The following is a 22,711-nucleotide window of genomic DNA, read 5'->3' as shown; positions in this document are numbered from 1 at the left end:
CGTTGCGCGGCAAGGTCCGGCCGGGCAACTCCGGTGGTCCGATCGTGACGACGCAGGGCCGCGTCGCGGGCGTCGTGTTCGCGGCCTCGGTCACCGACGACGACACCGGCTACGCCCTGACGTGGGAGCAGGGTGCCGAGTCCGCGGAGCGCGGCGTCGACTCCGTCACCCCGGTCTCGACCGGAGGCTGCGCCAGCTGATCGCCGCTGGCGGTCGCTGGGCGCTCGGCGTCCTGCGTCGCGAGGGTGGTCGGCCGGCGGGGGCGGCGCGTCGCCGCGACGGCGCCATCTGTGGTCATGCGCTGGTTCGCGTCGCCGCGGCCGAGCCCCTTGGGTGCCGGCTCGACCACGCTCGCGCTCCGGACGCCGATCGCCACGGTCCCCAGATCGCTCCGGTGGACGAGGAGCGAGCGCAGCGAGTCAACCGAGGAGCGTCAGACCTTCCCGCGCAGTGCCGCGGGGATCTCCTTGCCCTGCTCGATCGCGCGCTCGGGCCCGCGCACCTGCTTGACCTTCTTCACGCCGAGCGCGGCGCAGAGCCCGGCGAGGGCGGTGTAGGCGCCGAAGACGATGAGGAACGCCCAGTGCAGGTCGAGGCCGGACCCGTTCCAGTGGATCAGGTAGGCGAAGGCGACCGACAGCATGATGATGGCGAGCACCAGGATGAACAGCGCGGCTGCGAAGAAGATCGCGCCGGCCAGACCGAAGTTCACACTGGTCTTGATCTCGGCCTTGGCGAGCTGGATCTCCTTGCTGATCAGCGTGGAGATGTCGCGGCTCGCGTCGTGGACGAGCCTCCCGATCGTGGGCTCGTCCTCGTCCGGAGCGACCGCCCGATGGGCTGCCTTGTGCTGTCCGGCAGTCTGCTGCTCGGTGGCCATGTCCATCCTCTGCTCGAACTCGGTGCCCGGGTCGCCCAGGCTGAACGGCGTTGCTCGGGCCGACCTTACCGATTCGGCGCCCCGCCGCTATCGCCCTGTTGGTACACATCGGGCACTCCGTCGCCGTCGTCGTCGCGCGTCTCGGCCTCTGCGATCCGCCGGTAGTGGCGGTTGCGCGCTCGTAGGAGGACGGTGGCGAGCGCTGCAGCGGCGAGGGACCCGCTGAGCACGGCGACCTTCGCGACGTCGTCCGCTGCGGTCCCTGGGCCGAAGGCGAGCTCGCCGATCAACAGCGAGACGGTGAACCCGATGCCCGCGAGCAGCGACAGGCCGATGACGTCGACCCACGCGAGGTCGTCATCGAGTTCGGCCCGGGTGAAGCGGGACAGCAGCCAGGTGGCGCCCGTGATCCCGACGACCTTGCCGATCACGAGCCCGCTCATCACCCCGAGCGCCACCGGCTCGGTCCACGCCTCCACCAAGGCGCCGGCCCCACCCACGCTGACGCCGGCAGCGAAGAAGGCGAAGATCGGCACGGCGACGCCGGCCGAGATCGGCCTGATCAGGTGCTCGAGATGCTCGGCGAGTCCGGGTGCCTCGACCGCGGTCCCCGTGACCTCGCCGGGTTGGGCGCGGCGAGCCGCCACCGGCACGGTGAACGCGAGGAGGACGCCGGCGACGGTCGCGTGGACACCCGACTCGTGCATCAGGGCCCAGGTGACCACCGCCAGGGGCAGAAGCAGGAACGGCGTCGTGACTCGGCGCTGGACCAGAAGGCCGAACAGGATCAGCGGGACCACGGCGAGCCCGAGCGCGCCGAGGTCGAGCTCATCGGTGTAGAAGATCGCGATGATGGTGATGGCCAGCAGGTCGTCGACGACCGCCAACGTCAACAGGAAGGTGCGCAGCGCGGCGGGGAGATGGGTGCCGATGACGGCGAGCACGGCGACGGCGAAGGCGATGTCGGTCGCCGTCGGGATCGCCCACCCGCGCAGGGCGTCGCCGTCGCCGAGGTTCCACAGCGCGAAGATGAGTGCGGGCGCCGCCATTCCGCCCATCGCTGCGAACACCGGGAGCGCGGCCCGTCGCGGGTCGCGCAGGTCGCCGGCGACGAACTCCCGTTTGAGCTCGAGTCCGGCGACGAAGAAGAAGATCGCGAGCAACCCGTCGGCGGCCCAGGTCGCGAGGCTGAGGTCCAGGTGGAGTGCCGCCGGCCCGACCGTGATCTCGCGTAGGTCTGCGTACGCGTCGGCCCAGGGGCTGTTGGACCACACCAGCGCGATCACCGCGCCGGCGATCAGCAGGAGTCCGCCGGTGGTCTCGGCGCGGAGAATCTCACCGACCCGGGCGGTCTCGGGCCACGAGGAGCGTCGGAACAGGCGGGTGGGCTCGGTCATGAGGAGCCTTTCGAAGGGTCGGCATCAGAACTGCCGACCAGACTTCCCGGCGCACCGATCCGCATCATTCCAGGTACTCCTGAGCGTCGGAAATCGTCTGCCCGACCCTGCAACCTTGCGTCGAGGTGCCGCGTCTAGAGGTCATGACTTCGATGCGCTCCACCTCATTGTCCCCGTCCCCCTCACGCGGCCTCCGGTCGCTCGCCGCCGGCGCGGCCGGCACCGCGCTCCTGGTCGCCGGTACTGCTCTCCTCCCCTCGGCGCCGACCGCCGCCGCCGAGGATGCGCCGCGGGCCGCGGCTGCGCGCGCCACGGTGACGTTCGCCGTCGAGGACTGCGAGGGCTGCGAGCTCCGTCTCCACCAGGTCACCGAGCGCGGCGACCGGTGGGTCAGCTGGTCGTCCAAGGCCCAGAAGGTCGCCGACGGTGAAGCCACGTTCCGCGTTCCGCGGGCGCGTCTCCAGGGTGCTCGGCTGAGTGTCTCGGCGCCGTGGGAGGGCCACACGGGTTACGTGACGATGGCGGTCTTCCGGTACGGCGGCACGGCCGCGGGTGACGACGTCAGCTTCGCCGAGGCGCGTGGTGCACGCCGAGCCTCGGGATGTTGGGCCGGTCCGGGCGCGACGTCGTCGACCACGATCCCGCTGGTCGTACGACGCGTCCAGGTCGACGGCGTCCGCGGCCGCACGACGGGCACCATCGCCTACACCGAGCAGACCCAGGACTGGAGCCTGCCGATGGAGCGGGTCTACCGCGGCGTCGCCGGCGCGCAGGACATCGCGCCCTGCACGCAGGGCGGCTGAATCGTACCCACCCCGCGTTGACCCGTCTTTGTCTGAAGACGGGTCAACGTCACGTCCGAGGTTGACCCGTCTTTGTCTGAAGACGGGTCAACGTGCGACGGGGGCGAGAGCCGGGGCCAGGTTGCGCTGCAGGTAGGCGCGCAGGGCTGCGTCGTCGCGGGTGTGTGGCGAGGGGTAGGTGAGCAGGCTGAGCAGCCAGCGCACCGCCGTCTCGACGACCTCGTCGGCGCGGCCCTCGAACACCGGGTCGCTCCAGTAGGACGCCGGCATGAACGCCGAGGCGTAGCGGAAGACCTCCGACATCGCTCCGGGCGGCGTGATCGTCTGGTGCACGGTCACGTCGATGATCGACGCTGCGACCGGGTCGGCGGAGAACTCCCGGTAGGCCACCACGATGAACTCGACGAGGCCGTCGACCGGATCGTCGGTGTACTGCTCGACGTGGTCGCGGATCCGTCCCCCGAGTGCGATGGCGGCGGCGCTGGTGGCGTGGTGCACCAGGTCGTCGCTGTCGCGGAAGTGGCCGTAGACGGTCTGGCGCGAGACGCCCGCCTCGCGCGCGACGGCCGCGATGCTGACGTCGGCGTCCGCGCGCCGCAGACACGCCAGTGTCGCGCTGATCAGCGCCTGGCGCGTCTCGGCGCCGGCGCCCCGTCCACGACGTACACGAGGGAGGGCGGGCGGAGCTGGCGAGGCGGCGCTGGTGCCCGCGTCGGAGTCATCGGCGCGCGTCCCGCCGTCGAGACGGCGTGCAGGGGCGGTGGCGGGAGCGCTCACGGATTCGACGGTACTCGAAATTACGACACTTCGCTTTACGAACGTCAACTATTGTGTCGACAATAGGGTCGCGGCCGCTCGTACGTGCGTACCGGCCCCGCTCACGATTCGACGACGATCCACGACGAGGTGTGTCTGTGCGTTCTCCGGCCCGACTCTCGGCTGTCTCCGCTCTGCTGGCGGCGGTGCTCCTGACCGCGGCGTGCGGCTCCCAGCTCGACCCGGCCGCCGCCGCGGCGGCCGGGGGCGGCGACGCGACCACCGGCAGCAGCGACTCCGCCGACGCACCGGTGTCGGGCGGTGAGGTGCCGGGCGGCTCCTCGGTGCCCGACGGAACCTCGGGAGGCACGGACACCGGTGGCGGCACGTCCGCCGGCGGCAATGACCCCGGCACGCCGTCGTCGGGCGGGGGTGGCGGTGGCGACACGCCCTCCGCCCCGGACGACGCCGCGCCGCCGGCCGGCGACGTCAAGGCGGGTAGCTGCGACGGCCTGAAGAACCAGACCGGCATCACCGACGACAAGATCGTGCTGGCCAACGTCTCCGACGTCTCGGGCCCGGTGCCCGGCATCTTCGCGGCCGCGCAGCAGGGCGCGAAGGCGTTCGTCCAGTACTTCAACGCGACCACCGACCTGTGCGGTCGCAAGATCGAGCTGCTCAACCTCGACAGCCGCGCCGACGCCTCCGCCGACCAGCAGGCCTACGCGAGGGCCTGCGACGAGGCGTTCGCCGTCATCGGCTCGATGTCGGCCTTCGACTCCGGCGGTGCCGCCACTGCGCAGTCGTGCGGTATCCCCGACATCCGCTCCGGCGCGGTCAACACGCTGCGCCAGAAGTGCTCGACGTGCTTCGCGACGCAGGCGCTCGCGGTGAACCTCGTCGGCGACGCGATGCCGCGCTTCTTCAGCCGACTCGACAGCGGCGCCACCAAGAAGGCCGCGGTCCTCGCCATCGACGCCGGCGCGGCGCCGGCCAACGCCGACAGCTTCGCCGTCGCGTTCGAGAAGGCCGGCTGGGACGTCGTGTATCGCGAGGACATCGGCGTCGCGGAGTTCAACTACGCCTCCTACGTGCAGCAGATGAAGAGCAAGGGCGTGCAGACCGTCGGTATGACCGGCGCGATCGCTCAGAACGTCCGCCTGGCTCAGACGATGACGCAGCAGGGCTTCAAGCCGAAGTTCTACTTCCAGGACGGCACCATCTACAACGACGACTACGTCGCCCAGGCGGGCGGCGCCGGTGAGGGCGTCTACGCCTACATCAACTGGACGCCGTACGACAGCAACGTCGCGGAGATGAAGCTCTACCGCAGCTGGCTCAACCAGGTGAGCCCGGGCGACGCGCCCGACGGCAACGGCGTCTACGCCTGGTCCGCTGCGCGCCTCTTCGTCGAGCTCGCCACCAAGCTGGGCGGTTCGTTGACGCGCGAGAGCCTGGTCGGCGAACTGCGCAAGGTCTCGAACTGGACCGCCAACGACCTGCACGCTCCGGCTTCGGTGGGCGCGAAGCGCACCTCGGCCTGCGTGCGCGTGATGCAGCTCTCCGGCTCGTCCTGGAAGCAGGTCTCCAAGGGCGACTACGAGTGCGGCAAGCTCATCGACACCGGAATCTCGTGAGCGACGCGGTGACGTCGGCCCAGACGAGACTGCCGATGACCGAGTCGGTCCACGAGGCGGCCGCCGAGATCGTGGCCCGCCTCGAACTGCGGGACAAGGCCGCGCTGATCACCGGCGCCACGTTCTGGTCGACCCACGCGTTGGACGAGCACGGCGTCCCCGAGCTGGTACTGACCGACGGCCCGCATGGCGTGCGACGTCAGCGTGGGAGCGCCGACCATCTCGGCATCCACGACTCCCTCCCCGCGACCTGCTTCCCGACGGCGTCGGCCACGGGCTCGTCGTGGAACACCGAACTCCTCGAGGAGATCGGCCGGGCCCTCGGCGCCGAGGCCAGGTGGCACGGCGTCGGCGTCCTGCTCGGCCCCGGCCTCAACATCAAGCGGACGCCGCTGTGCGGGCGCAACTTCGAGTACTACTCCGAGGACCCTGTCCTCTCCGGCGACCTCGCCCCGGCCGCTGTCACGGGCGTGCAGGCGGCCGGCGTCGGCGCCTGCCTGAAGCACTTCGCGGCGAACAACCAGGAGACCAACCGGATGGTGGTGAGCTCCGACGTCGACGAGCGCACCCTCCGCGAGCTCTACCTGACCGGCTTCGAACGCGCGGTCACCGCGTCCGCGCCGGCCGCGGTGATGAGCTCCTACAACCGGATCAACGGCGTGCATGCCGCTCAGCACCCGTGGCTGCTCACCGAGGTGCTGCGCGAGGAGTGGGGCTTCGCCGGACTCGTCGTCTCCGACTGGGGAGGTGTCCCGGACGCCGTCGCCTCCCTCGCGGCCGGCCTGGATCTGGAGATGCCCGGCAACGCGGGCACGCCGGGCCTCGTCGTGGCCGCGGTGGAGTCCGGCCGGCTGGCCGTCGAGGAACTCGACCGCGCCGCGGCCGCCGTGGTCGCGGCGGCCCTCGCGCTCGGCGCGCCGTCCGACGCCGCAGCAGCGGGTGCGCCGCTGGCCGAGCCCGACTGGGACGCCCACCACGAGCTCGCCCGCCGCGCCGCCGTCGAGTCCGCCGTCCTGCTGACCAACGACGGCGTCCTGCCTCTGGCCGGCAGCGGGCCGATCGCACTGGTGGGCGCTCTGGCCGCCGAGCCGCGCTATCAGGGCGGTGGCAGCTCGCGGGTGGTCCCGACGCGTCTCGACGACCTCCCCACCGAGCTCGCGCGGGCGCTGGCGGACCGACCGGGCGTTGTGCGCGACCTGCGGGTCAGCGCGAGCGACGACGTCGACGCGGCGCTGGCCGCCGCCGACGGGGCCGGGGTCGTCGTCGTGGTGCTCGGCCTGACCGAGGGCGACACCGAGGGCGCGGATCGCACGCACCTCGACCTGCCCGTCGAACAGCTCTCCCTGCTGGCCGCGGTCAGGAAGGCGGGGCATCGCGTCGTCGCCGTGCTGACCAACGGCGGCATCGTGCTCACCGGGCAGGTCGAGCAGCACGCAGACGCCGTCCTGGAGATGTGGCTGTCGGGCCAGGCTGGATCAGCCGCCCTCGCCGACATCCTCACCGGGCTCGATGACCCGCGGGGCCGGCTGGCGGAGACGATCCCGGTGCGGCTGACCGATACCCCGGCCTACCTGAACTTCCCGGGCACCGAGGACGCCGTGCTCTACGGCGAGAGGCTGTACGTCGGCTACCGCGGCTACGACGCCACCGACCGCGACGTCGCCCACGCGTTCGGTTCGGGGCTCGCGTACACGACGTTCGGATACACCGACCTCGAGGTCACCCTGCCCGACCCGGGCACGGCCGCCGCGACCGTCTCCTGCACGGTCACCAACACCGGCGACCGTGCCGGCTCCGACGTCGTCCAGGTCTACCTCGGCGAGGTGGCGCCTCGCCTGGATCGCCCCGTTCGCGAGCTCGTCGGTTTCGCGAAGGTGCGACTGCAGCCAGGTGCGTCGCAGCGCGTGAGCGTCGAGCTGGGCCACCGCGACTTCGCGTTCTACGACGTCGCCCAGGGCCAGTGGATCGTCGACCCCGGCGCGTTCGAGATCGCGGTCGGACCGTCGTCCCGCGACCTGCCGCTGCGCGCGACGGTCACGCTCGAGGTCCCTCGTATCGGGGGCGAGATCACGCTCGACAGCCCGATGTCGACCTGGCTCGACACCCCGGCCGCCTTCGAGGCGCTGATGGCCGAGCTCCACGCCCTGGCCAAGCAGGCCGGCATGGACGTGCCCGACGTCGAACTGTTGCGGCTCGCCGACTCGATGCCGTTCCGCAAGCTCCTCGAGATGGGAGGCGTCACCCTCGACGCCGATCGTGAGACCGACCTGCTGAACCGCGCGAACGCCTGAGTCCCGACAGGCTCGGCCACCGGTCGTCGACCCTGTCGAGACGCCGTTGCCGGGGCGCCGTTCCGGTCGTCGAGCCTGTCGAGACGGGTCCCGAGGCGACGGCGGTGCGGCTCAGTCCTCGCCCTTGCCGGAGCTGACGCCGGCCGAGATGAGCTCCATCACCGAGGAGTCGGCGAGCGTGGTGACGTCGCCGACCTCACGGTGCTCGGCGACGTCGCGCAGGAGGCGGCGCATGATCTTGCCCGAGCGGGTCTTCGGCAGCTCGGGCACGATCATGATCTGACGCGGGGTGGCGATCGGACCGATCTCCTTGCGCACGTGCAGGCGCAGCGACTTCACGATGTCGTCGCCCTCGCCGTCATCGTCGGCCTGGGAGGCGGCGCTCTCGCGCAGGATGACGAAGGCGCACACGGCCTGACCGGTGTCCTCGTCCTTGGCGCCCACGACGGCCGCCTCGGCCACGGCAGGGTGGGAGACCAGCGCCGACTCGATCTCGGTGGTGGACAGGCGGTGCCCCGAGACGTTCATGACGTCGTCGACGCGGCCGAGCACCCACAGGTCGCCGTCGTCGTCGAGCTTGGCGCCGTCACCGGCGAAGTACCAGCCCTGCTCGGAGTACTTGCTCCAGTAGGTCTCCTTGAAGCGCTCGTCGTCGCCCCAGATGGTGCGCAGCATCGACGGCCAGGGCTCGGTGAGCACCAGGTAGCCGCCGGCGCCGTTGCCGACCGAGACGCCCTCCTCGGTGACGACGTCCGCACTCACGCCCGGGATAGGGATCATCGCGGAGCCCGGCTTGCCGTGGGTGACGCCGGGAAGCGGGCTGATCATGATCGAGCCGGTCTCGGTCTGCCACCAGGTGTCGACGACCGGGGTCTTGCCGCCGCCGATGACCTCGCGGTACCAGACGTAGGCCTCGGGGTTGATCGGCTCCCCGACCGAGCCGAGGATGCGCAGGGTCGAGAGGTCGCGCTGGTCGGGGATCTCCCGTCCCTGCTTCATGAACGAGCGGATCGCTGTCGGGGCGGTGTAGAAGAGCGTGACGCCGTACTTCTCGATGATGTCCCACCACCGGCCGCGCTCGGGGCTGTCGGGGGTGCCCTCGTAGAGCACCTGGGTGACGCCGTTGGCGAGTGGGCCGTAGACGATGTAGGAGTGGCCGGTGACCCAGCCGATGTCGGCGGTGCACCAGTAGACGTCGGTCTCGGGCTTGAGGTCGAAGACCGCCCAGTGCGTGTAGGCCGAGCCGGTCAGGTAGCCGCCGGTGGTGTGCAGGATGCCCTTGGGCTTGCCGGTGGTGCCGGAGGTGTACATGACGTAGAGCGGGTGCTCGGCGTCGAACGCCTCGGGGGTGTGCTCGGTGGAAGCGGAGTCGACGACGTCGTGCCACCAGACGTCGACGGCGTCGTCCCAGCCGCCCTCGCCGAGGTCCTGGCCGGTGCGGCGCACCACGAGCACCTTCTCGACGTCGTGACCCTGCGCGGCGGCCTTCTCGCGGGCCTCGTCGACGGCGGGTTTGAGGGCCGAGGCGGAGCCGCGACGGTAGCCGCCGTCCGCGGTGACGACGACCTTCGCCTGGCAGTCCTCCAGGCGGGAGGCGAGCGCGTCGGCGGAGAAGCCGCCGAACACGACGGTGTGCGGTGCCCCCAGGCGCGCGCAGGCCAACATCGCCACGACCGCCTCGGGGATCATCGGCATGTAGATCGCGACCCGGTCGCCGGCGTCGACGCCCAGGTCGGTCAGGGCGTTCGCGGCCTGGGAGACCAGGCTCTGCAGCTCGGCGTAGGTGATGTCGCGAGTGTCGTCGACCGGCTCTCCGACGAAGTGGAGGGCGACCTTGTCGCCACGGCCGGCCTCGACGTGCCGGTCGACGCAGTTGTAGGCGGCGTTGAGCTTGCCGCCGACGAACCACTTCGCGAACGGCGGGTCGGACCAGTCCAGGACCTGGGTCCACGGCTCGGTCCAGGTCAGGCGCTGGGCCTGCTCGGCCCAGAAGCCCTCCCGGTCGGAGGCGGCCCGCTCGTAGGCCTCGGCGGTCAGATTGGCGTTCGCGGCCAGCTCGGCCGGCGGCTCGAAGCGACGGTCCTCCTTCAACAGGTTGGAGAGGGTCTGCTCCGTCGTCGGGCTCTGGTCGCTCACGGTCGCTCCTGCGTCTCGTCGTCGTGCTGGAAGAGGTTCGGTGTGGCACTGGCCACAGTAGGACTGCGGCCCAGGGTGGAGAAGGCGGGGTTGCGCCCGGGTTGCGTTGACCCGTCTCTATCTGAAGACGGGTCAACGCCCCGGCCAGGGTTGACCCGTCTCTGTCTCAAGACGGGTCAACCCTGGGATCAGTGGGACGTCGCCTGCTCGGCGCCCGCCCCGGTCAGGGCGCGGACCTCGAGCTCGGTGTAGCGGTCCTCGGCGGCCGGCTCACGGGTGGTGAGGGAGCCGATGATGCCGAGGAGGAACCCGAGCGGGATCGAGACGATGCCCGGATTGCTCAGCGGGAACCACGCGAAGTCGGCGCCGGTGATCAGCGAGGTCTCCGCACCCGACATCACGGGGGAGAAGAAGACCAGGCCGACGGCGGAGATCAGGCCGCCGTAGATGCTCCAGAGCGCACCACGCGTGTTGAAGCGGCGCCAGAACATGTTGAGCACGATCGTCGGCAGGTTCGCCGACGCCGCGACGGCGAAGGCGAGCGCTACCAGGAACGCGATGTTGAGGCTCTGAGCCGGGATGGCCAGCAAGATCGCGATCAGGCCGATGACACCGGCCGCGATCCGGGTCACCTTGATCTCCTCCTGCTCGGTCGCCTCGCCCTTGCGATAGACGTTGTTGTAGACGTCGTGCGCCACCGATGCCGACGACGTCAACGTGAGGCCGGCGACCACCGCGAGGATCGTGGCGAACGCGACCGCCGCGATCAGGGCGAGCAGGATCGCTCCGCCCGTCGAGCCGGCCCCGCCGCCGACTTCCTCAGCGAGTTTCGGTGCCGCCAGGTTGCCGGAGGCGTCGAGATCGCCGGTGTTCAGCAGGGCCGCGGCACCGAAGCCGAGCACCAGCGTGAACAGGTAGAACGTGCCGATGATGCCGATCGCCCACAGCACCGACTTCCGCGCGTCGCGGGCCGTCGGCACGGTGTAGAAGCGGATCAGGATGTGCGGAAGACCTGCCGTTCCGAGCACCAGGGCGATGCCGAGGCTGAGGAAGTCCAGCTTGCTGGTGAGATCGGCGCCGTACTTCAGGCCGGGCTCGAGGAATGCCTCGCCCTTGCCGCTGTTGGACGCCGCGGCGCCGAGCAGCTCGGAGAGGTTGAAGTCGAACTTCGCCAGCACCAGCACGACGATCAGCGCCGAGCCGGTCATGAGAAGCACCGCCTTGACGATCTGCACCCAGGTCGTGCCCTTCATGCCGCCGACGGTGACGTAGAAGATCATCAGCATGCCGACGCCGAGGATGACGAGGTTCTTGACCGTCTGGCTGTCCACGCCGAGGAGCAGGGCCACGAGCGTTCCGGCACCGACCATCTGCGCGAGCAGGTAGAAGATCGAGACGACGACCGTCGAGGTCGCAGCGGCCATCCGCACCGGCTTCTGCTTCATCCGGAACGCGAGCTGGTCGGCCATCGTGTAGCGACCGGAGTTGCGCAGCATCTCCGCGACGAGCAGCAGGGCGACCAGCCAGGCCACCAGGAAGCCGATGGAGTAGAGGAAGCCGTCGTAGCCGGCGAGCGCGATGATTCCGGTGATGCCGAGGAACGACGCGGCCGACATGTAGTCGCCGCCGATCGCCAGACCGTTCTGGAAGCCGGTGAACGAGCGGCCGCCGGCGTAGAAGTCCGACGTGCCGGACGTCGAGCGGCTCGCCCGCACGGTGATCGCGACGGTCAGCGCCACGACCGAGAGGAACAGGACGGTGGTGAGTACCTGGTGGTCCATCAGTGCTTCCCTCCCCGGGAGCCGGTCGCGCCGGTTTCGACGAAGCGCTCCTCGAGCTCGCCCGCCAACGGGTCGAGCCGTGCCGCCGAGTAGCGGCTGTAGAGGTAGGCGATGAGGAACGTGGTGACGAACTGGAGCAGCCCGAAGACGAGCGCGATGTTGATGTTGCCGAGGACCTGCGTGCTCATGAAGCCCGCGGCCCAGTTCGACATGACCACGTACAGCAGGTACCAGGACAGGAACGCGACCGTCGCGGGCAGCACGAACGCGCGGTATCGGCGGCGCAGTTCGGCGAACTCCGCGGAGGCGTGCAGGTGGTCGTAGACCGGATCGTGGCGGGCGGCCTGTTGATGGCCGGCGTCGCCCCCGCCCGGCTGCGCTGGGTGATCTGCGTGGGACATCGGTGTCGCCTTTCCTGCTCGGGCCGGTCTGGAACGCCGGCAGCGTGACCGCCGTCACGCTAGGTGTGGCGCGCGTCACGCCGTCACCCCTGCGCCCGCCGTCTGCGCCCGGCGGAACGTCGGCGCGTCGAGCGGAGCGACGAACGGTCGGATCCGCGCGACGAGCGGTCGGTGGTCGATGTGCAGGTCGCGCAGCGGGGTTGCCCCGAAGTTCATGGGCCATGAGATTCGAGCTCTGCGTGACGTGGAAGGGTGTGATCGTGGGCGAGAGCGACGACGTGAGCCAGGTCGGCGGTAGACCGACCGTGGTCACGGTCGCGCACGGCACCCGGCACGACACCGGGAACGACGTCGCCCGTGCCTTGACGGCGGCGGCCGGTCGGCTTCTCGGTGCCCCCGCACTCGCCTCCTACGTGGAACTGAGCGAGCCCCTCTTCGCCGACGTCGTTCGCGGCCTCGACGGGCCCGCCGTCGCGGTGCCGTTGCTTCTCTCCACCGGTTACCACGTACGTACCGATCTGCCCGAGGCGATCGAGGCATCCAGCGCCCCGGTCGTCCTCGGCGAGCCGCTCGGCCCCGACCCCCTGCTCGCCCGGGCGCAGGTCGCGCGGCTGCACGAGGCCGGCGCCCGGCCCGGCCAACGCGTGGTGCTCGTCGCGGCGGGTTCGAGCGATGAGGCCGCCACCTGCGACCAGACCCGCGCGGTGGCCCACCTCGCGCGTGCGTGGGACGGTCCGGTCGAACTGGCCTGCCTGGCCGGCATCGGCCCGCGGCCCGCCGACGTCGTACGCCCCGGCGACGCCGTCTCGCCCTACCTGCTCTCGCCCGGCTTCTTCCACGACCGGCTGCGCCGCGAGGTGAGCGACGGCGTGATCGTCGCCGACGTCCTCGGCGAGCATCCCGACGTCGTCGACCTCATCGTCGCGCGGGCGAGGGCGCTCGGCGCCTGACGGAGTGACAGCCTCGTGTCGCCGGATCTCGGTCGAGATTCGGAGACGCGGATCTAGCGGTCGAGCTCCAACGCCTCCGGCGTGTGCAGCCGCACCATGAACCGGCGGGCGTGGGCGGGCACGGTGCGAGCCGTCAGACGCGAGACGACGACCATCGCCGTCACCGCCACGGGCACCGACCACGCCGCGGGCTGTCCGAGCAGGACGTCGAACCAGCCGGAGGAGGCGTCGTCGGCCAGCGTCCAGGCGACGGCCCCGACCGAGCCCGCGCCGCCGACCAGGAGGCCCGCGATCGCGCCGGCCGCGGTGAGTCCGCGCCACCAGATGCCGAGCACCAGCAGCGGACAGAACGTCGAGGCGGCCACCGCGAACGCCAGCCCCACCGCCCGGGCGACACCGAAGTCGGGAAGCGCGAGGGACGCCGCGAGCGGCACGGTGACGGCGATGACGGCCGCGACCCGGAACGCCGTGACGTCGGGCAGACGCCGCACGGTGACGTCCTGGGTGAGCACTCCGGAGACGGCGATCGCCAGTCCGGAGGAGGTGGAGAGGAACGCAGCGAACGCCCCGGCGGTGACCAGCCCGGTGAGGACGTCGCCCAGCACGCCGTCGGTCATCAGGCGGGGGAGCTCCAGCACCAGGGTGTCGGCGTCCGCGGCGCCGTAGGCCCGGCCGAGCATCGCGAACAGCGGTGGCAGCACGTAGAAGATGCCGAGCAGGGCCAGCACGACGAGGGTCGTGCGGCGAGCGGCCCGGCCGTCGGGGTTGGTGTAGAAGCGCACCACCACGTGCGGCAGGCCCATCGTGCCCAGGAACGTGGCGAGGATGAGCGAGTAGGTCGAGTACAGGCCCTGGGCGCCGTCGCCGAGCAGCGGCATCGACCAATCCTGCGGCGTCACCGGCCGGGGCGCGCCGTCGCCGGCCCAGATCACGAGCAGGACCGCCACCGGCACCAGCAGAGCGGTGAGCTTGAGCCAGTACTGGAAGGCCTGCACGAAGGTGATCGAGCGCATGCCGCCGGAGCTGACGTTGACCAGCACGACGGCGCCCACCACCAGTGGCCCGACCCACCGGGGTGCGTCGATCGCGGCGGCCAGCGTGATGCCGGCGCCCTCGAACTGCGGCACCAGGTAGAGCCACCCGATCGCCACGACGACCACGCTGCAGAGGTGTCGGACGCCGCGCGAGCCGAGCCGCGCCTCGGCGAAGTCGGGCAGTGTGTAGGCGCCCGAGCGCCGCAGAGGAGCCGCGACGAGTACGAGCAGCACCAGGTAGCCCGCGGTCCAACCGACGGGGTACCAGAGCATGTCGGCGCCGAAGGTGAGCACGAGTCCGGCGATGCCCAGGAAGGACGCCGCGGACAGGTACTCACCGCCGATGGCCGAGGCGTTCAACCGTGGGTTGACCGTGCGGGACGCGACGAAGAAGTCGCTGGTGGTGCGGGAGAAGCGCAGCCCCCAGGTGCCGATCGCGAGCGTCGCCACCGCCACGACGACGACGGCGACCGCGCCGGGAAGCGCTTCGAGATCCATGCCGCTCGCCCGTCGTCAGCGCTCGAGCTCGGAGACCAGGTCGACGAAGGCGTCCTCGTTGCGCTCGGCCGCACGCACATAGCGCCAGCCGAGCAGCACCAGCCACGGGTAGACGGCCACGCCCAGTACCAGCCAGATCACCGGCACCCCGGCGACGTGCACGTCGACGACGCCGGGCGCGACGAACGCGAGCAGGGGGATCGAGCCGATCGTGATCCCCAGCACGGCGAGGATCCTCGCCGCCAGCCACAGCTGATCGCGCAGCAGCGACGCGAGGTAGATGCGCCCCAAGGGCGTCTCCTCGTCGATGTCGCCGGTGCGCGGCCGAGGCCGCGCTCGCCGGTCGGGTCCGGTGACCCGCACCCGTTCGGGCGTCCGCTCGCTCATCGGCCCGCTCCCGGGATAGCGCGCCCGTTCTCGAACCGATGGGATCGATCAGAAGGCCCGGGGTCGTTCGCTTTCGGACGCGCTATCCGAGAGGTCGGCCTCACGGCAGCGCCCGCTTCACCAGCAGCTCACGCAGCTCGCGGGTGTTGCGACGGCTGACGACGAGCTCGGTGCGGGGTGCTGCGCCGGGGGTGGCGCCGTCGGCCGGTCCGACGACGACCGAGCAGCGCCCGCCGTCCATCCGCACCTGGACGACGTGGCCCAGGTTGACCAGCATCGAGCGGTGGATCCGGAGGAAGCCCGCGTCGCGCCACTCCTCCTCCAAGGTCGAGAGCGGCACGCGGATGAGGTGGCTGCCCGACGGCGTGTGCAGGCGCGCGTAGTCGCCGTGCGCCTCGACGTGGGTCACCGAGGCGCGCTCGACGAAGCGGGTGACGCCGCCGAGCTCGACGGGGATCTGCAGGTCGTGGCCGGTCGCGGACGCCGTCTCCTCGCCTGCCTGCGCGGGCCCGGCGGAGTGGAGGGTCGTGTTCTGCGCACGGTCCACCACACGGCGCACCGCCTCGGCCAACCGCTCGGCCCGCACCGGTTTGAGGACGTAGTCGACCGCCCGCACCTCGAACGCGTCGACGGCGTGGTTCTCGTGCGCGGTGACGAAGACGATCGGAGGCGGGGTGCGGAAGCGGGCGAGCACGTCGGCGAGCTCGAGGCCGGTGAGCCCGGGCATCTGGATGTCGAGGAAGACGCAGTCGACGTCGGTCTCGCGCAGGAGCCGCAGGCTGTCGGTGGCGGAGTTGCTGGTCAGCACCTCCGCGACCCGGTCGTCGTGGGAGAGCAGCCAGGCCAGCTCGTCCAGGGCCGGCGCCTCGTCGTCCACGACCAGCACGCGCAGCCCCGACGACGGCACGGCGGAACTCACGCCGACACCCCGGGCGCGAACTTCGGCACGCGCACGATCACCTTCGTGCCGGCACCCGGGGCGGTCTCCACGACGAGACCGTAGTCGTCGCCGTAGGTCGAGCGCAGCCGTGCGTCGACGTTGCCCAGACCCACCGAGTCGATCGAGGTGTCGCCCGCCAGCACCCGCCGCACCTTCTCCGGCTCCTCGCCGGTGCCGTCGTCCTCCACCTCGATATGGCAGTCCTGGGCTCGGTCGCGGGCGGTGATGGTGATGTGCCCGACGCGATCGACGCCCTCGAGGCCGTGGCGGACGGCATTCTCGACCAGCGGTTGGATGCACAGGAACGGGACCGCCACCGGCAGCACCTCGGGCGCGATCGACAGCCGCACCTGGAGCCGTTCGCCGAACCGCGCCTGCTCCAACAGCAGGTAGCGCTCCACCGAGCGCAGCTCCTCGGCCAGCGTCGTGAACTCGCCGTGCCGGCGGAAGGAGTAGCGGGTGAAGTCGGCGAACTCCAGCAGCAGCTCGCGGGCACGGTCGGGGTCGGTGCGCACGAAACTGGCGATGGCGCCGAGGGAGTTGTAGACGAAGTGCGGACTGATCTGGGCCCGCAGCGCGCGCACCTCGGCCTCCGCGAGCCGCGCGCGCGACGACTCCAGCTCGGCGAGCTCCAGCTGACCCGACACCCACGTCGCGACCTCGTCGACGGCGCGCGCGAGGCCCGCCGTCTGGGACGGCGCGAGGGCGACGAGACTGCCGACGATCAAGCCGTCGACCACGAGCGGGCTGACCAGCGCCGAGCGCACCGGGCAGCCGGCGTGGGAGCAGGGGAGATCGCCACGGTCGAAGCTGCGGGTGCGGCCCCGGTCGAGTGTCGCGGCGACCAGGAGCGGCATCTGGCTGGCGTGGTGCGATCCCGCGCCGTCCCAGGCCAGGCAGCCGGCGGTGTCGGTGATCGCCAGAGACGGCGTGCCCAACAGCGCCCGCAGGTGGCGCGCCGCGCGTTCGGAGCTCTCGGTCGTCAGGCCCTCGCGCAGCGCGGGGGAGGCCAGCGATGCCTGGTGCAGCGTGCGGAACGTCGCGCGGTCGGCCTCGGTGCCGAGCGCTCGCCTTCTCCAGCCCCGCATCCGGCCTCCCGATGTCGGATTCGTCTGTGGACTGGGCGCCGAGCGGTCAGCGATCGCCGACGGCTCAGCGGAAGTCGATGAGCACTGTGGCGGTGTCGTCGCTGCCGACGAGCACGCGCGGCAGCGTGGCCGCGGTGTCGGTCATCGAGGCGCCGCCGATGACGGGGCTGCCACCGACCGAGGTGACGGCCGACATCGCCCGCCCGGCGCCGGTGTGCCACGTGGTCGGGTAGTGGCGCTCTGCGGTGCGCTCCACCGCGGACGGCTCGGACGGCTCGGAGCCGGAGGCGTCGCTCAGCGGCCCGCCGGCATGTGCTGGCTCGTCGGCGCCCCCTGCGGTATCGGACGGCGCGGCGGGTGCGCCGTCGCGCGAGATGTCGGCGCCCGGTCCGTCGCCGGAGCCCGCCCCGGAGTCGGCGACGTCGTCACCCTGGGGCCGGGCGTCCGGGTCGTCGCTGGCGAACAGCGGCCGCTCGGGCTCGGGCGGCGGCACCGGACGTTGCACCACCGTCGTGCGGTAGCACTCGGTCAGATAGGGCAACTGCATGCCGTCCATGCCGCGGCCGTAGTCGTCGTAGAGCGCCAGCAGGTCGGCCACGACGCGGTCGCGCTGTGCCTGGCCGAGTACGGCGATGTTGGAGCGGGAGAGCGCGAGGTCGACGATCGATCGCCGGTCGACGACCTGCCAGAACTTGAAGGTCTCCCGGGCGATCTCACCGAAGTAGGGCGAGGTGTCGAGCACGGACGCCGCCAGGTCGGCGTTGTTCTCCTGCGTGCCGATGATGCGGCCGAGCTTCTTGACCCACGGGATGCGCTCGTCGCGCCGGTGCCAGACCAACGCCAGCGTGCCGCCGGGCTTGAGCACACGCGCGATCTCCGGCAGCGCGCGCTCGGGGTCGAACCAGTGGAAGCACTGCGCGGCCACGACGACGTCGACCGACTCGTCGGGCAGGGGGATCTCCTCGGCGCCCGAGGCGCTGGTGTGCACCTGCGGCAGCTCGGCGCGCAGGACGGCGAGCATCTCCTCGTCCGGCTCGGTCGCGTACACGTCGTGCCCCAGCGCGAGCAGGTCCGCGGTGAGCTTGCCGGTACCGGCGCCGAGCTCGAGCACCGTGCAGGGCTCGGTGCCGGCCAGCCAGGCGGCCGACTCGGCGGGGTAGGAGGGGCGCCCGCGGTGGTAGGCGTCCGCGACGCCGCCGAAGGACAGGGCCCGCCGTTGGAAGTCCTCGCTCACCTTCGCGATCGTACGGCGACCGCGGGGCCCCGGCACCGCGGCGCGCCCGTACTGTTCGCATGTGCTGAGAGATCGCCGTCCGCGGTTCGTCGTCGCCGTCGTGGCGACTCTCGCGGCGGGTGTCCTCGCGATGTCGGCGCCCGCCGGTGGTCTGGCGGTGGCTCACGCCGATACCTCCCGTCCGTCGAGCCCTGCGGTGCGCTCGGCACCTGCCTCCATCCCGACTCCGCCGGTCCGGCCCTCCGACTGGGGGCGGCTCTTCGCCGATGTGCCGCTCGGCCCGTCGGCCCGGCCGCGTGCGCTGCCGAGATCGACCGAGGTCGTGCCTGCCACCGTGCCGTGGCGCGGCGGGCGTGCCGTCCGTCTCGAGAACGTCCTGGCCGAGACCCGCACGCGCGCCTTCGTCGTGCTGCACCGCGGCCGTCTGGTGCGGGAGTGGTACGACGCCACGACCACGCCGACGACGCGGCTCTCCTCCTGGTCGGTCGCGAAGTCGATGGTCGCGCTGGTCGCTGCCCAAGCGATCGACGAAGGTCGGCTGAGACTGGACTCCCGCGTCGTCGACGTCCTGCCGGAGCTACGCGTCACCGGCCCCCGTGACGGCGACCGCTCCTACAACCAGGTCACCGTGCGCGACCTGATGGACATGACGAGTGGCATCGACGCCCCCGAGAGCTACTCCGGCGACCCCACCGATCCGGCGTCGCTGCTGGGCATCCTGCGCGGCACCTACGTGCTGATGGCGACGCCCGACCTCGGTGGGTTCGCCCGCAGCCACCGCACGATGGTCGCCCGACCCGGCTCGCGCGGGGAGTACATCAGCTTCAACACCCAGCTCCTCTCGATGGTCGTCGCCCGGGCGCTCGGCACCGACTTCGTCTCCGCGTTCCGCGAGCGGCTCTGGAAGCCAGCGCGAGCGCAGAGTCGCGCCACCTGGAACCTCGACCGGGCCGCTGGCGCCGGTGGCATCGCCAAGGGCTTCTGCTGCCTGAACGCGACCGCCCGCGACTTCGCTCGGCTCGGTCTGCTCATCGAGGACGCCGGCACCGACGCCTCGCCGGTCACGCGCCGGTGGGCGGAGCGGATCTTCACGCCGCGGCGCCATCGGGTCTCGGACTGGCCGTACTCGACGTCGTTCTGGCACGAGCCCGGCGGCGCGCCCGGCCGGCCCTCGCAGGACGCCAGCGCCATCGGCATCTTCGGTCAGTACATCTACGTCAACCGGCGCACCGACACGGTGATCGTGAAGCTGAGCGACTACGGGATCGAGCAGGACGAGGCGCTGACGCTGCGTGCCATGCGCTCGATCGCGAACTCGTGGAGGCGGGGATGAGCGGCACCGACCCGCTGGCCTGGCTCATCTCCCTCGAAGGCGTGCCGTCGGCCTACGCCGCCGCGCGCGACGGCATCGACGTGATGCTCCGCGATCGAGGTCTGCGACGTACCTCTCCCGAGACGACGGCGGAGTCGTTGCTGCGCGGCGCGCACGCGAGCGCCGTCCTGGAGGGGTCGCGCTCGTCGCTGGCTCAGGTCCGCGCGGGGGAGGGCGACGAGATCGCGCAGGACGCCGTCCGGGTCTCGACCGAGGTGCTCGCCCTGGTGCCGCAGCTGAAGTCCCAGCCGCTGCAGGCCTTCGCGCGGCTCCACGCCGTCGCCGCGACGGGGTCGATCGAGGCCGAGCGGCTCGGGCGCCCCCGCGATGCCGAGTCGGCCGGGCGATTGCGTGACATCGCGACGGTCGTCGCCTCTCGTACCGAGGCGCCCGCCCTCCTGGTGGCCGCGCTGGTGCACGCCGAGCTCCTCACCGCCGCGCCGTTCGCCAGCCACAACGGCATCGTGGCGCGTGCCGTCGAGCGGCTCGTGCTGGTGGCGCACGGCGTCGACGAGAAGTCGCTCGTCGTTCCCGAGGCAGGGCACCTGGCGTTGCGCGCGCCCTACGAGTCGAACCTGCGCGGCTACGCGACCGGGGGCGCGGCCGGGGTGCACGCGTGGATGCTCTACGGCGCCGAGGCGTTCTCCGCCGGCGCCGAGGCGAGCCCGTTGCGCCGCGACGCCGACGGGTAGTCGCCGGACTGCGATGTGACCTGCGATGTGACCTGGGTCACGCTGAGGTGGCGCCAAAAGTCAAGTCTTGAAGGCGTCGCAGAGTCGGCGTAGAACTGGTGCTACGACAACTCCAGACAGCACGTGAACCGGGTACCCACGCGGCGATCCACCCTTCCGACAGGGCGCCTGCAGCCGGGATACTCCCGTCGCAGCAAGAGATGAGTGCACGCTTGGTAGCCAGCGGATTCACGTGTCAGCGGTGGCGCTCAGGTCTCTTCGACGGCCTGGGCGCCACCTGCACGTCCGGGGGTCCGCTGGTGGGAGGCGACGCGCCGTCAGCGTAGGCGTGCCGCGATCTCGGCGCCCGTGCAGGGCGTGCGCAGACCGACCTCGGCCGGCGTCCGGGCGGTGCCGTCGGCCAGGTTCGCCGTCACGGCGTACTCCACGGCATCGGCCCTCGAGCCGAGGAGCCCGGCCAGCACTCCGTGGATGCGCTGCAGCGCATCGAGGTAGGTCGGCAGGTCGGCGACCTCGATGCGGCCCGACACCTCGCCGGTGCGGTTCGGACCGTGACGGTAGGTGACGTCGTGGCCCCGGACGCCCGGCAGCACCCGGACGGCGTCGCGCACCGTCTCGTTGACGGCGTGCTCACCGGGGCGACCGCCGAGGATCGAGGAGAGCAGTCCCATCGCCGTGTCTCTCCTTCTGCTCAGAGCTCGCGGGTGCGCTTGCGGGCGTTCGCCCAGATGACGCCGCCCACGGCGACGGCTCCGCCGACGGCGAGCGCCGCGAGCGTCGGCTTGGCCGGCGGCAACGGCACCCGGGCGCGCAGGGCCACCGGCTTGGTGAACACCAGCACGGGCCATCCCCGGGAGGCGGCCAGCTTGCGCAGCTCCTTGTCCGGGTTGACGGCGTGGGGGTGGCCGACGGCGTCCAGCATCGGGGCGTCGGTGATCGAGTCGCTGTAGGCGAAGCTGGCACCGAGGTCGTAGCCGCGCTCGGCGGCGAGCGCGCGGATCGCCTCGGCCTTGGCGTCGGCGTAGACGTAGTAGTCGATCTCGCCGGTGTACCTGCCGTCGACGACCTCGAGCTCGGAGGCCACGACGAGGTCGGCGCCGAGCAGGCGCCCGGTCGGCTCGACCACCTCGGTGCCCGAGGCGGAGACGATCACGACGTCGCGCCCGGCGAGCTGGTGCTCGGCGATCAGGCCGACGGCCTCGTCGTAGACGATCGGGTCGACCACGTGGTGCAGCGTCTCCGCGACGATCTCGCGCACCGTCGCGACGTCCCATCCCGCAACGAGCTGGGACATGAACTGCCGCAGCTTCTCCATCTGGTCGTGGTCCGCGCCGCCGACGAGATAGACGAACTGCGCGTAGGCCGAGCGCAGCACCGCGCGTCGGGAGATCAGGCCGCCCGCCTGGAAGGGCTTGGAGAACGCAAGCGTGCTCGACTTGGCGATGATCGTCTTGTCGAGATCGAAGAAGGCCGCGGTGGGCGCCATGCGCGTCATCGTAGGCCGCGCGGGACCAGCCGCGCCGGACTTCGCCGACCGCGTCCGTGGCGGGACGGCCGCGGAGTCTCCACAGCCAGGCAGATCTCGCGACCTCCACAGCCTCGCGAACGACCTCGTCGTCAGTGCCGGAGGCGGGCGGCAGCGTCGAGGCCATGCCCCGCACCCACCTCGCGACCGCCGCCACTCCGACGCCGTTGCTGATGATCGGCGCCGATCCGGCTCTGACGCAGGAGGTGCATCGGCTCGCCGCCGCTGCCGGCGTGCTGCCCACCGTGCATGCCAGCGCGGGCAGCGCGTTGAGCGAATGGTCGGCGGCGGCGCTGGTCCTGGTTGGCGCGGACGCGGCAGCCGAGGCGGCCGAGTTGATGCCCGCGCGGCGCGACGGCGTCGTCGTCGTGGCGCTGGGGGCAGCACCCGACCGACTCTTCCGCGACGCTCTCCGGCTGGGCGCCACCGGCGTGGTGGAGCTCCCGGGTGAGGAGAACGGCCTGGTCGAGCTCCTGCTCGACGCGGGCGACCAGCCCACGCGCGGGCACACGATCGGCGTGGTCGGAGGATGCGGCGGCGTCGGTTCGACCACCCTGGCCTGCGCCCTCGGGCAGGTCGCCGGCCGCACCGGTCGCAGTCTGGTGCTCGACGTCGACCCGCTCGGCCCCGGAGCGGATCGGGTGCTCGGCGTCGAGGACAGGCCGGGCGTCCGTTGGGACGCGCTGTGCCAGGCCGCGGGTCGGCTCAGCGCGCGTGCGCTGCGCGACGCAGTGCCGGGGCGAGACGGCGTCGCCGCCCTGTCGTGGGCGGTCGGCGCCGAGACGCCGGTGCCGCCTTCGGTGGTGCGAGAGGCCCTCTCGGCGGCGCGCCGCGGCCACGACACGGTGATCGTCGATCTGCCTCGGTCGGCCGAAGGGCTCCTCGGCGACGGCGTCGCCCCGTTCCGCG

21 protein-coding genes and 1 pseudogene are annotated in these 22,711 nt (G+C 71.7%); 8 read left to right on the top strand and 14 right to left on the bottom strand.

Annotated features, from left to right (window positions below; all coding sequences use genetic code 11):
• A pseudogene (locus tag KSO97_RS16665) lies at positions 1–200 on the top strand (serine protease); the annotation flags it as partial.
• Between the two features lie 233 nt (positions 201–433).
• Here the strand turns inward: KSO97_RS16665 and KSO97_RS16660 are convergent.
• Both KSO97_RS16660 and nhaA read right to left on the bottom strand, forming a co-directional pair.
• Entirely contained in the window at positions 434–880 is a 447-nt protein-coding gene (locus KSO97_RS16660) for a phage holin family protein (RefSeq protein ID WP_232680945.1), read from the bottom strand.
• 65 nt (positions 881–945) lie between these two features.
• Positions 946–2,277, bottom strand: a complete 1,332-nt coding sequence (gene nhaA, locus KSO97_RS16655) for a Na+/H+ antiporter NhaA (RefSeq protein WP_232680943.1) — start codon at positions 2,275–2,277, stop codon at positions 946–948.
• 152 nt (positions 2,278–2,429) lie between these two features.
• Here nhaA and KSO97_RS16650 point away from each other — a divergent pair, with 152 nt between their 5' ends.
• The gene (locus tag KSO97_RS16650) at positions 2,430–3,080 is read left to right on the top strand and encodes a hypothetical protein (protein WP_232680939.1); all 651 of its coding nucleotides are present in this window, start codon (positions 2,430–2,432) and stop codon (positions 3,078–3,080) included.
• Between the two features lie 87 nt (positions 3,081–3,167).
• Here KSO97_RS16650 and KSO97_RS16645 read toward each other — a convergent pair whose 3' ends face one another.
• Positions 3,168–3,857, bottom strand: a complete 690-nt coding sequence (locus KSO97_RS16645) for a TetR/AcrR family transcriptional regulator (protein ID WP_232680937.1) — start codon at positions 3,855–3,857, stop codon at positions 3,168–3,170.
• A 131-nt stretch (positions 3,858–3,988) separates the two neighbouring features.
• On the opposite strand from KSO97_RS16645, the gene KSO97_RS16640 reads away from it, so the two are divergent.
• Positions 3,989–5,473, top strand: a complete 1,485-nt coding sequence (locus KSO97_RS16640) for an ABC transporter substrate-binding protein (RefSeq protein WP_232680934.1) — start codon at positions 3,989–3,991, stop codon at positions 5,471–5,473.
• Between the two features lie 35 nt (positions 5,474–5,508).
• The gene (locus KSO97_RS16635) at positions 5,509–7,764 is read left to right on the top strand and encodes a glycoside hydrolase family 3 C-terminal domain-containing protein (RefSeq protein WP_232680930.1); all 2,256 of its coding nucleotides are present in this window, start codon (positions 5,509–5,511) and stop codon (positions 7,762–7,764) included.
• 111 nt (positions 7,765–7,875) lie between these two features.
• Here KSO97_RS16635 and acs read toward each other — a convergent pair whose 3' ends face one another.
• From acs to KSO97_RS16615, 4 genes are all read right to left on the bottom strand, one after another.
• Positions 7,876–9,900, bottom strand: a complete 2,025-nt coding sequence (gene acs, locus KSO97_RS16630; RefSeq protein ID WP_232680928.1) for an acetate--CoA ligase — start codon at positions 9,898–9,900, stop codon at positions 7,876–7,878.
• A gap of 188 nt (positions 9,901–10,088) precedes the next feature.
• Complete coding sequence (locus KSO97_RS16625; protein ID WP_308188339.1) at positions 10,089–11,681, bottom strand: cation acetate symporter; 1,593 nt, start codon at positions 11,679–11,681, stop codon at positions 10,089–10,091.
• On the bottom strand, positions 11,681–12,082 hold the full coding sequence (locus KSO97_RS16620; protein ID WP_232680926.1) for a DUF485 domain-containing protein: 402 nt from the start codon (positions 12,080–12,082) through the stop codon (positions 11,681–11,683). Before KSO97_RS16620 ends, KSO97_RS16625 begins: the two co-directional genes overlap by 1 nt.
• 75 nt (positions 12,083–12,157) lie before the next feature.
• Positions 12,158–12,298 carry a hypothetical protein gene (locus KSO97_RS16615; RefSeq protein WP_232680922.1) on the bottom strand — a complete coding sequence of 47 codons (141 nt, stop codon included), beginning with the start codon at positions 12,296–12,298 and terminating at the stop codon, positions 12,158–12,160.
• 5 nt (positions 12,299–12,303) lie between these two features.
• Here KSO97_RS16615 and KSO97_RS16610 point away from each other — a divergent pair, with 5 nt between their 5' ends.
• Complete coding sequence (locus KSO97_RS16610) at positions 12,304–13,032, top strand: sirohydrochlorin chelatase (protein WP_232680920.1); 729 nt, start codon at positions 12,304–12,306, stop codon at positions 13,030–13,032.
• Positions 13,033–13,085: 53 nt separating this feature from the next.
• Here the strand turns inward: KSO97_RS16610 and KSO97_RS16605 are convergent, their stop codons facing one another.
• The 5 genes from KSO97_RS16605 to KSO97_RS16585 form a co-directional block, all read right to left on the bottom strand.
• Positions 13,086–14,564 (bottom strand): cation acetate symporter, encoded by a 1,479-nt coding sequence (locus KSO97_RS16605; protein WP_232680918.1) that lies wholly within the window; start codon positions 14,562–14,564, stop codon positions 13,086–13,088.
• Between the two features lie 15 nt (positions 14,565–14,579).
• Positions 14,580–14,951 (bottom strand): hypothetical protein, encoded by a 372-nt coding sequence (locus KSO97_RS16600; RefSeq protein WP_232680915.1) that lies wholly within the window; start codon positions 14,949–14,951, stop codon positions 14,580–14,582.
• 100 nt (positions 14,952–15,051) lie between these two features.
• Complete coding sequence (locus tag KSO97_RS16595; RefSeq protein WP_232680913.1) at positions 15,052–15,870, bottom strand: LytTR family DNA-binding domain-containing protein; 819 nt, start codon at positions 15,868–15,870, stop codon at positions 15,052–15,054.
• Positions 15,867–16,979: a sensor histidine kinase gene (locus KSO97_RS16590; RefSeq protein WP_232680911.1), complete on the bottom strand. Its 1,113-nt coding sequence runs from the start codon at positions 16,977–16,979 to the stop codon at positions 15,867–15,869. Before KSO97_RS16590 ends, KSO97_RS16595 begins: the two co-directional genes overlap by 4 nt.
• A gap of 64 nt (positions 16,980–17,043) precedes the next feature.
• Positions 17,044–18,213, bottom strand: coding sequence for a class I SAM-dependent methyltransferase (locus KSO97_RS16585; RefSeq protein ID WP_232680908.1), 1,170 nt, complete (start codon positions 18,211–18,213; stop codon positions 17,044–17,046).
• A gap of 61 nt (positions 18,214–18,274) precedes the next feature.
• Between KSO97_RS16585 and KSO97_RS16580 the strand changes: the two genes are divergently transcribed.
• Positions 18,275–19,546, top strand: coding sequence for a serine hydrolase (locus KSO97_RS16580; RefSeq protein ID WP_232680906.1), 1,272 nt, complete (start codon positions 18,275–18,277; stop codon positions 19,544–19,546).
• A complete protein-coding gene (locus KSO97_RS16575; RefSeq protein ID WP_232680904.1) occupies positions 19,543–20,277 on the top strand; it encodes an oxidoreductase in 735 nt (244 codons plus the stop codon). The genes KSO97_RS16580 and KSO97_RS16575 overlap by 4 nt, the downstream gene beginning before the upstream one ends.
• Before the next feature lie 317 nt (positions 20,278–20,594).
• Here the strand turns inward: KSO97_RS16575 and KSO97_RS16570 are convergent, their stop codons facing one another.
• Together KSO97_RS16570 and KSO97_RS16565 are read right to left on the bottom strand one after the other, a co-directional pair.
• The gene (locus tag KSO97_RS16570) at positions 20,595–20,948 is read right to left on the bottom strand and encodes a hypothetical protein (RefSeq protein ID WP_232680902.1); all 354 of its coding nucleotides are present in this window, start codon (positions 20,946–20,948) and stop codon (positions 20,595–20,597) included.
• 20 nt (positions 20,949–20,968) lie between these two features.
• Complete coding sequence (locus KSO97_RS16565) at positions 20,969–21,763, bottom strand: HAD family phosphatase (RefSeq protein ID WP_232680901.1); 795 nt, start codon at positions 21,761–21,763, stop codon at positions 20,969–20,971.
• A 164-nt stretch (positions 21,764–21,927) separates the two neighbouring features.
• Between KSO97_RS16565 and ssd the strand changes: the two genes are divergently transcribed.
• The coding region (gene ssd / locus KSO97_RS16560) for a septum site-determining protein Ssd (protein ID WP_232680899.1) at positions 21,928–22,711 on the top strand (784 nt) is incomplete at its 3' end.

Origin of the sequence: Nocardioides sp. R-C-SC26, from assembly GCF_021246465.1 — a bacterium.
In the GTDB taxonomy this organism is placed as follows: Bacteria; Actinomycetota; Actinomycetes; order Propionibacteriales; family Nocardioidaceae; genus Nocardioides.
This window is presented reverse-complemented; position numbering and strand designations above follow the sequence as displayed.

Bases quoted from the DNA above. Each gene is read 5' to 3' on its own strand.
- KSO97_RS16660 (WP_232680945.1), bottom strand. From the start codon at position 880: ATGGCCACCGAGCAGCAGACTGCCGGACAGCACAAGGCAGCCCATCGG.
- nhaA (WP_232680943.1), bottom strand. From the start codon at position 2,277: ATGACCGAGCCCACCCGCCTGTTCCGACGCTCCTCGTGGCCCGAGACC.
- KSO97_RS16650 (WP_232680939.1), top strand. From the start codon at position 2,430: ATGCGCTCCACCTCATTGTCCCCGTCCCCCTCACGCGGCCTCCGGTCG.
- KSO97_RS16635 (WP_232680930.1), top strand. From the start codon at position 5,509: ATGACCGAGTCGGTCCACGAGGCGGCCGCCGAGATCGTGGCCCGCCTC.
- KSO97_RS16625 (WP_308188339.1), bottom strand. From the start codon at position 11,681: ATGGACCACCAGGTACTCACCACCGTCCTGTTCCTCTCGGTCGTGGCG.
- KSO97_RS16620 (WP_232680926.1), bottom strand. From the start codon at position 12,082: ATGTCCCACGCAGATCACCCAGCGCAGCCGGGCGGGGGCGACGCCGGC.
- KSO97_RS16615 (WP_232680922.1), bottom strand. From the start codon at position 12,298: ATGAACTTCGGGGCAACCCCGCTGCGCGACCTGCACATCGACCACCGA.
- KSO97_RS16610 (WP_232680920.1), top strand. From the start codon at position 12,304: ATGAGATTCGAGCTCTGCGTGACGTGGAAGGGTGTGATCGTGGGCGAG.
- KSO97_RS16605 (WP_232680918.1), bottom strand. From the start codon at position 14,564: ATGGATCTCGAAGCGCTTCCCGGCGCGGTCGCCGTCGTCGTCGTGGCG.
- KSO97_RS16600 (WP_232680915.1), bottom strand. From the start codon at position 14,951: ATGAGCGAGCGGACGCCCGAACGGGTGCGGGTCACCGGACCCGACCGG.
- KSO97_RS16590 (WP_232680911.1), bottom strand. From the start codon at position 16,979: ATGCGGGGCTGGAGAAGGCGAGCGCTCGGCACCGAGGCCGACCGCGCG.
- KSO97_RS16575 (WP_232680904.1), top strand. From the start codon at position 19,543: ATGAGCGGCACCGACCCGCTGGCCTGGCTCATCTCCCTCGAAGGCGTG.
- KSO97_RS16570 (WP_232680902.1), bottom strand. From the start codon at position 20,948: ATGGGACTGCTCTCCTCGATCCTCGGCGGTCGCCCCGGTGAGCACGCC.
- KSO97_RS16565 (WP_232680901.1), bottom strand. From the start codon at position 21,763: ATGGCGCCCACCGCGGCCTTCTTCGATCTCGACAAGACGATCATCGCC.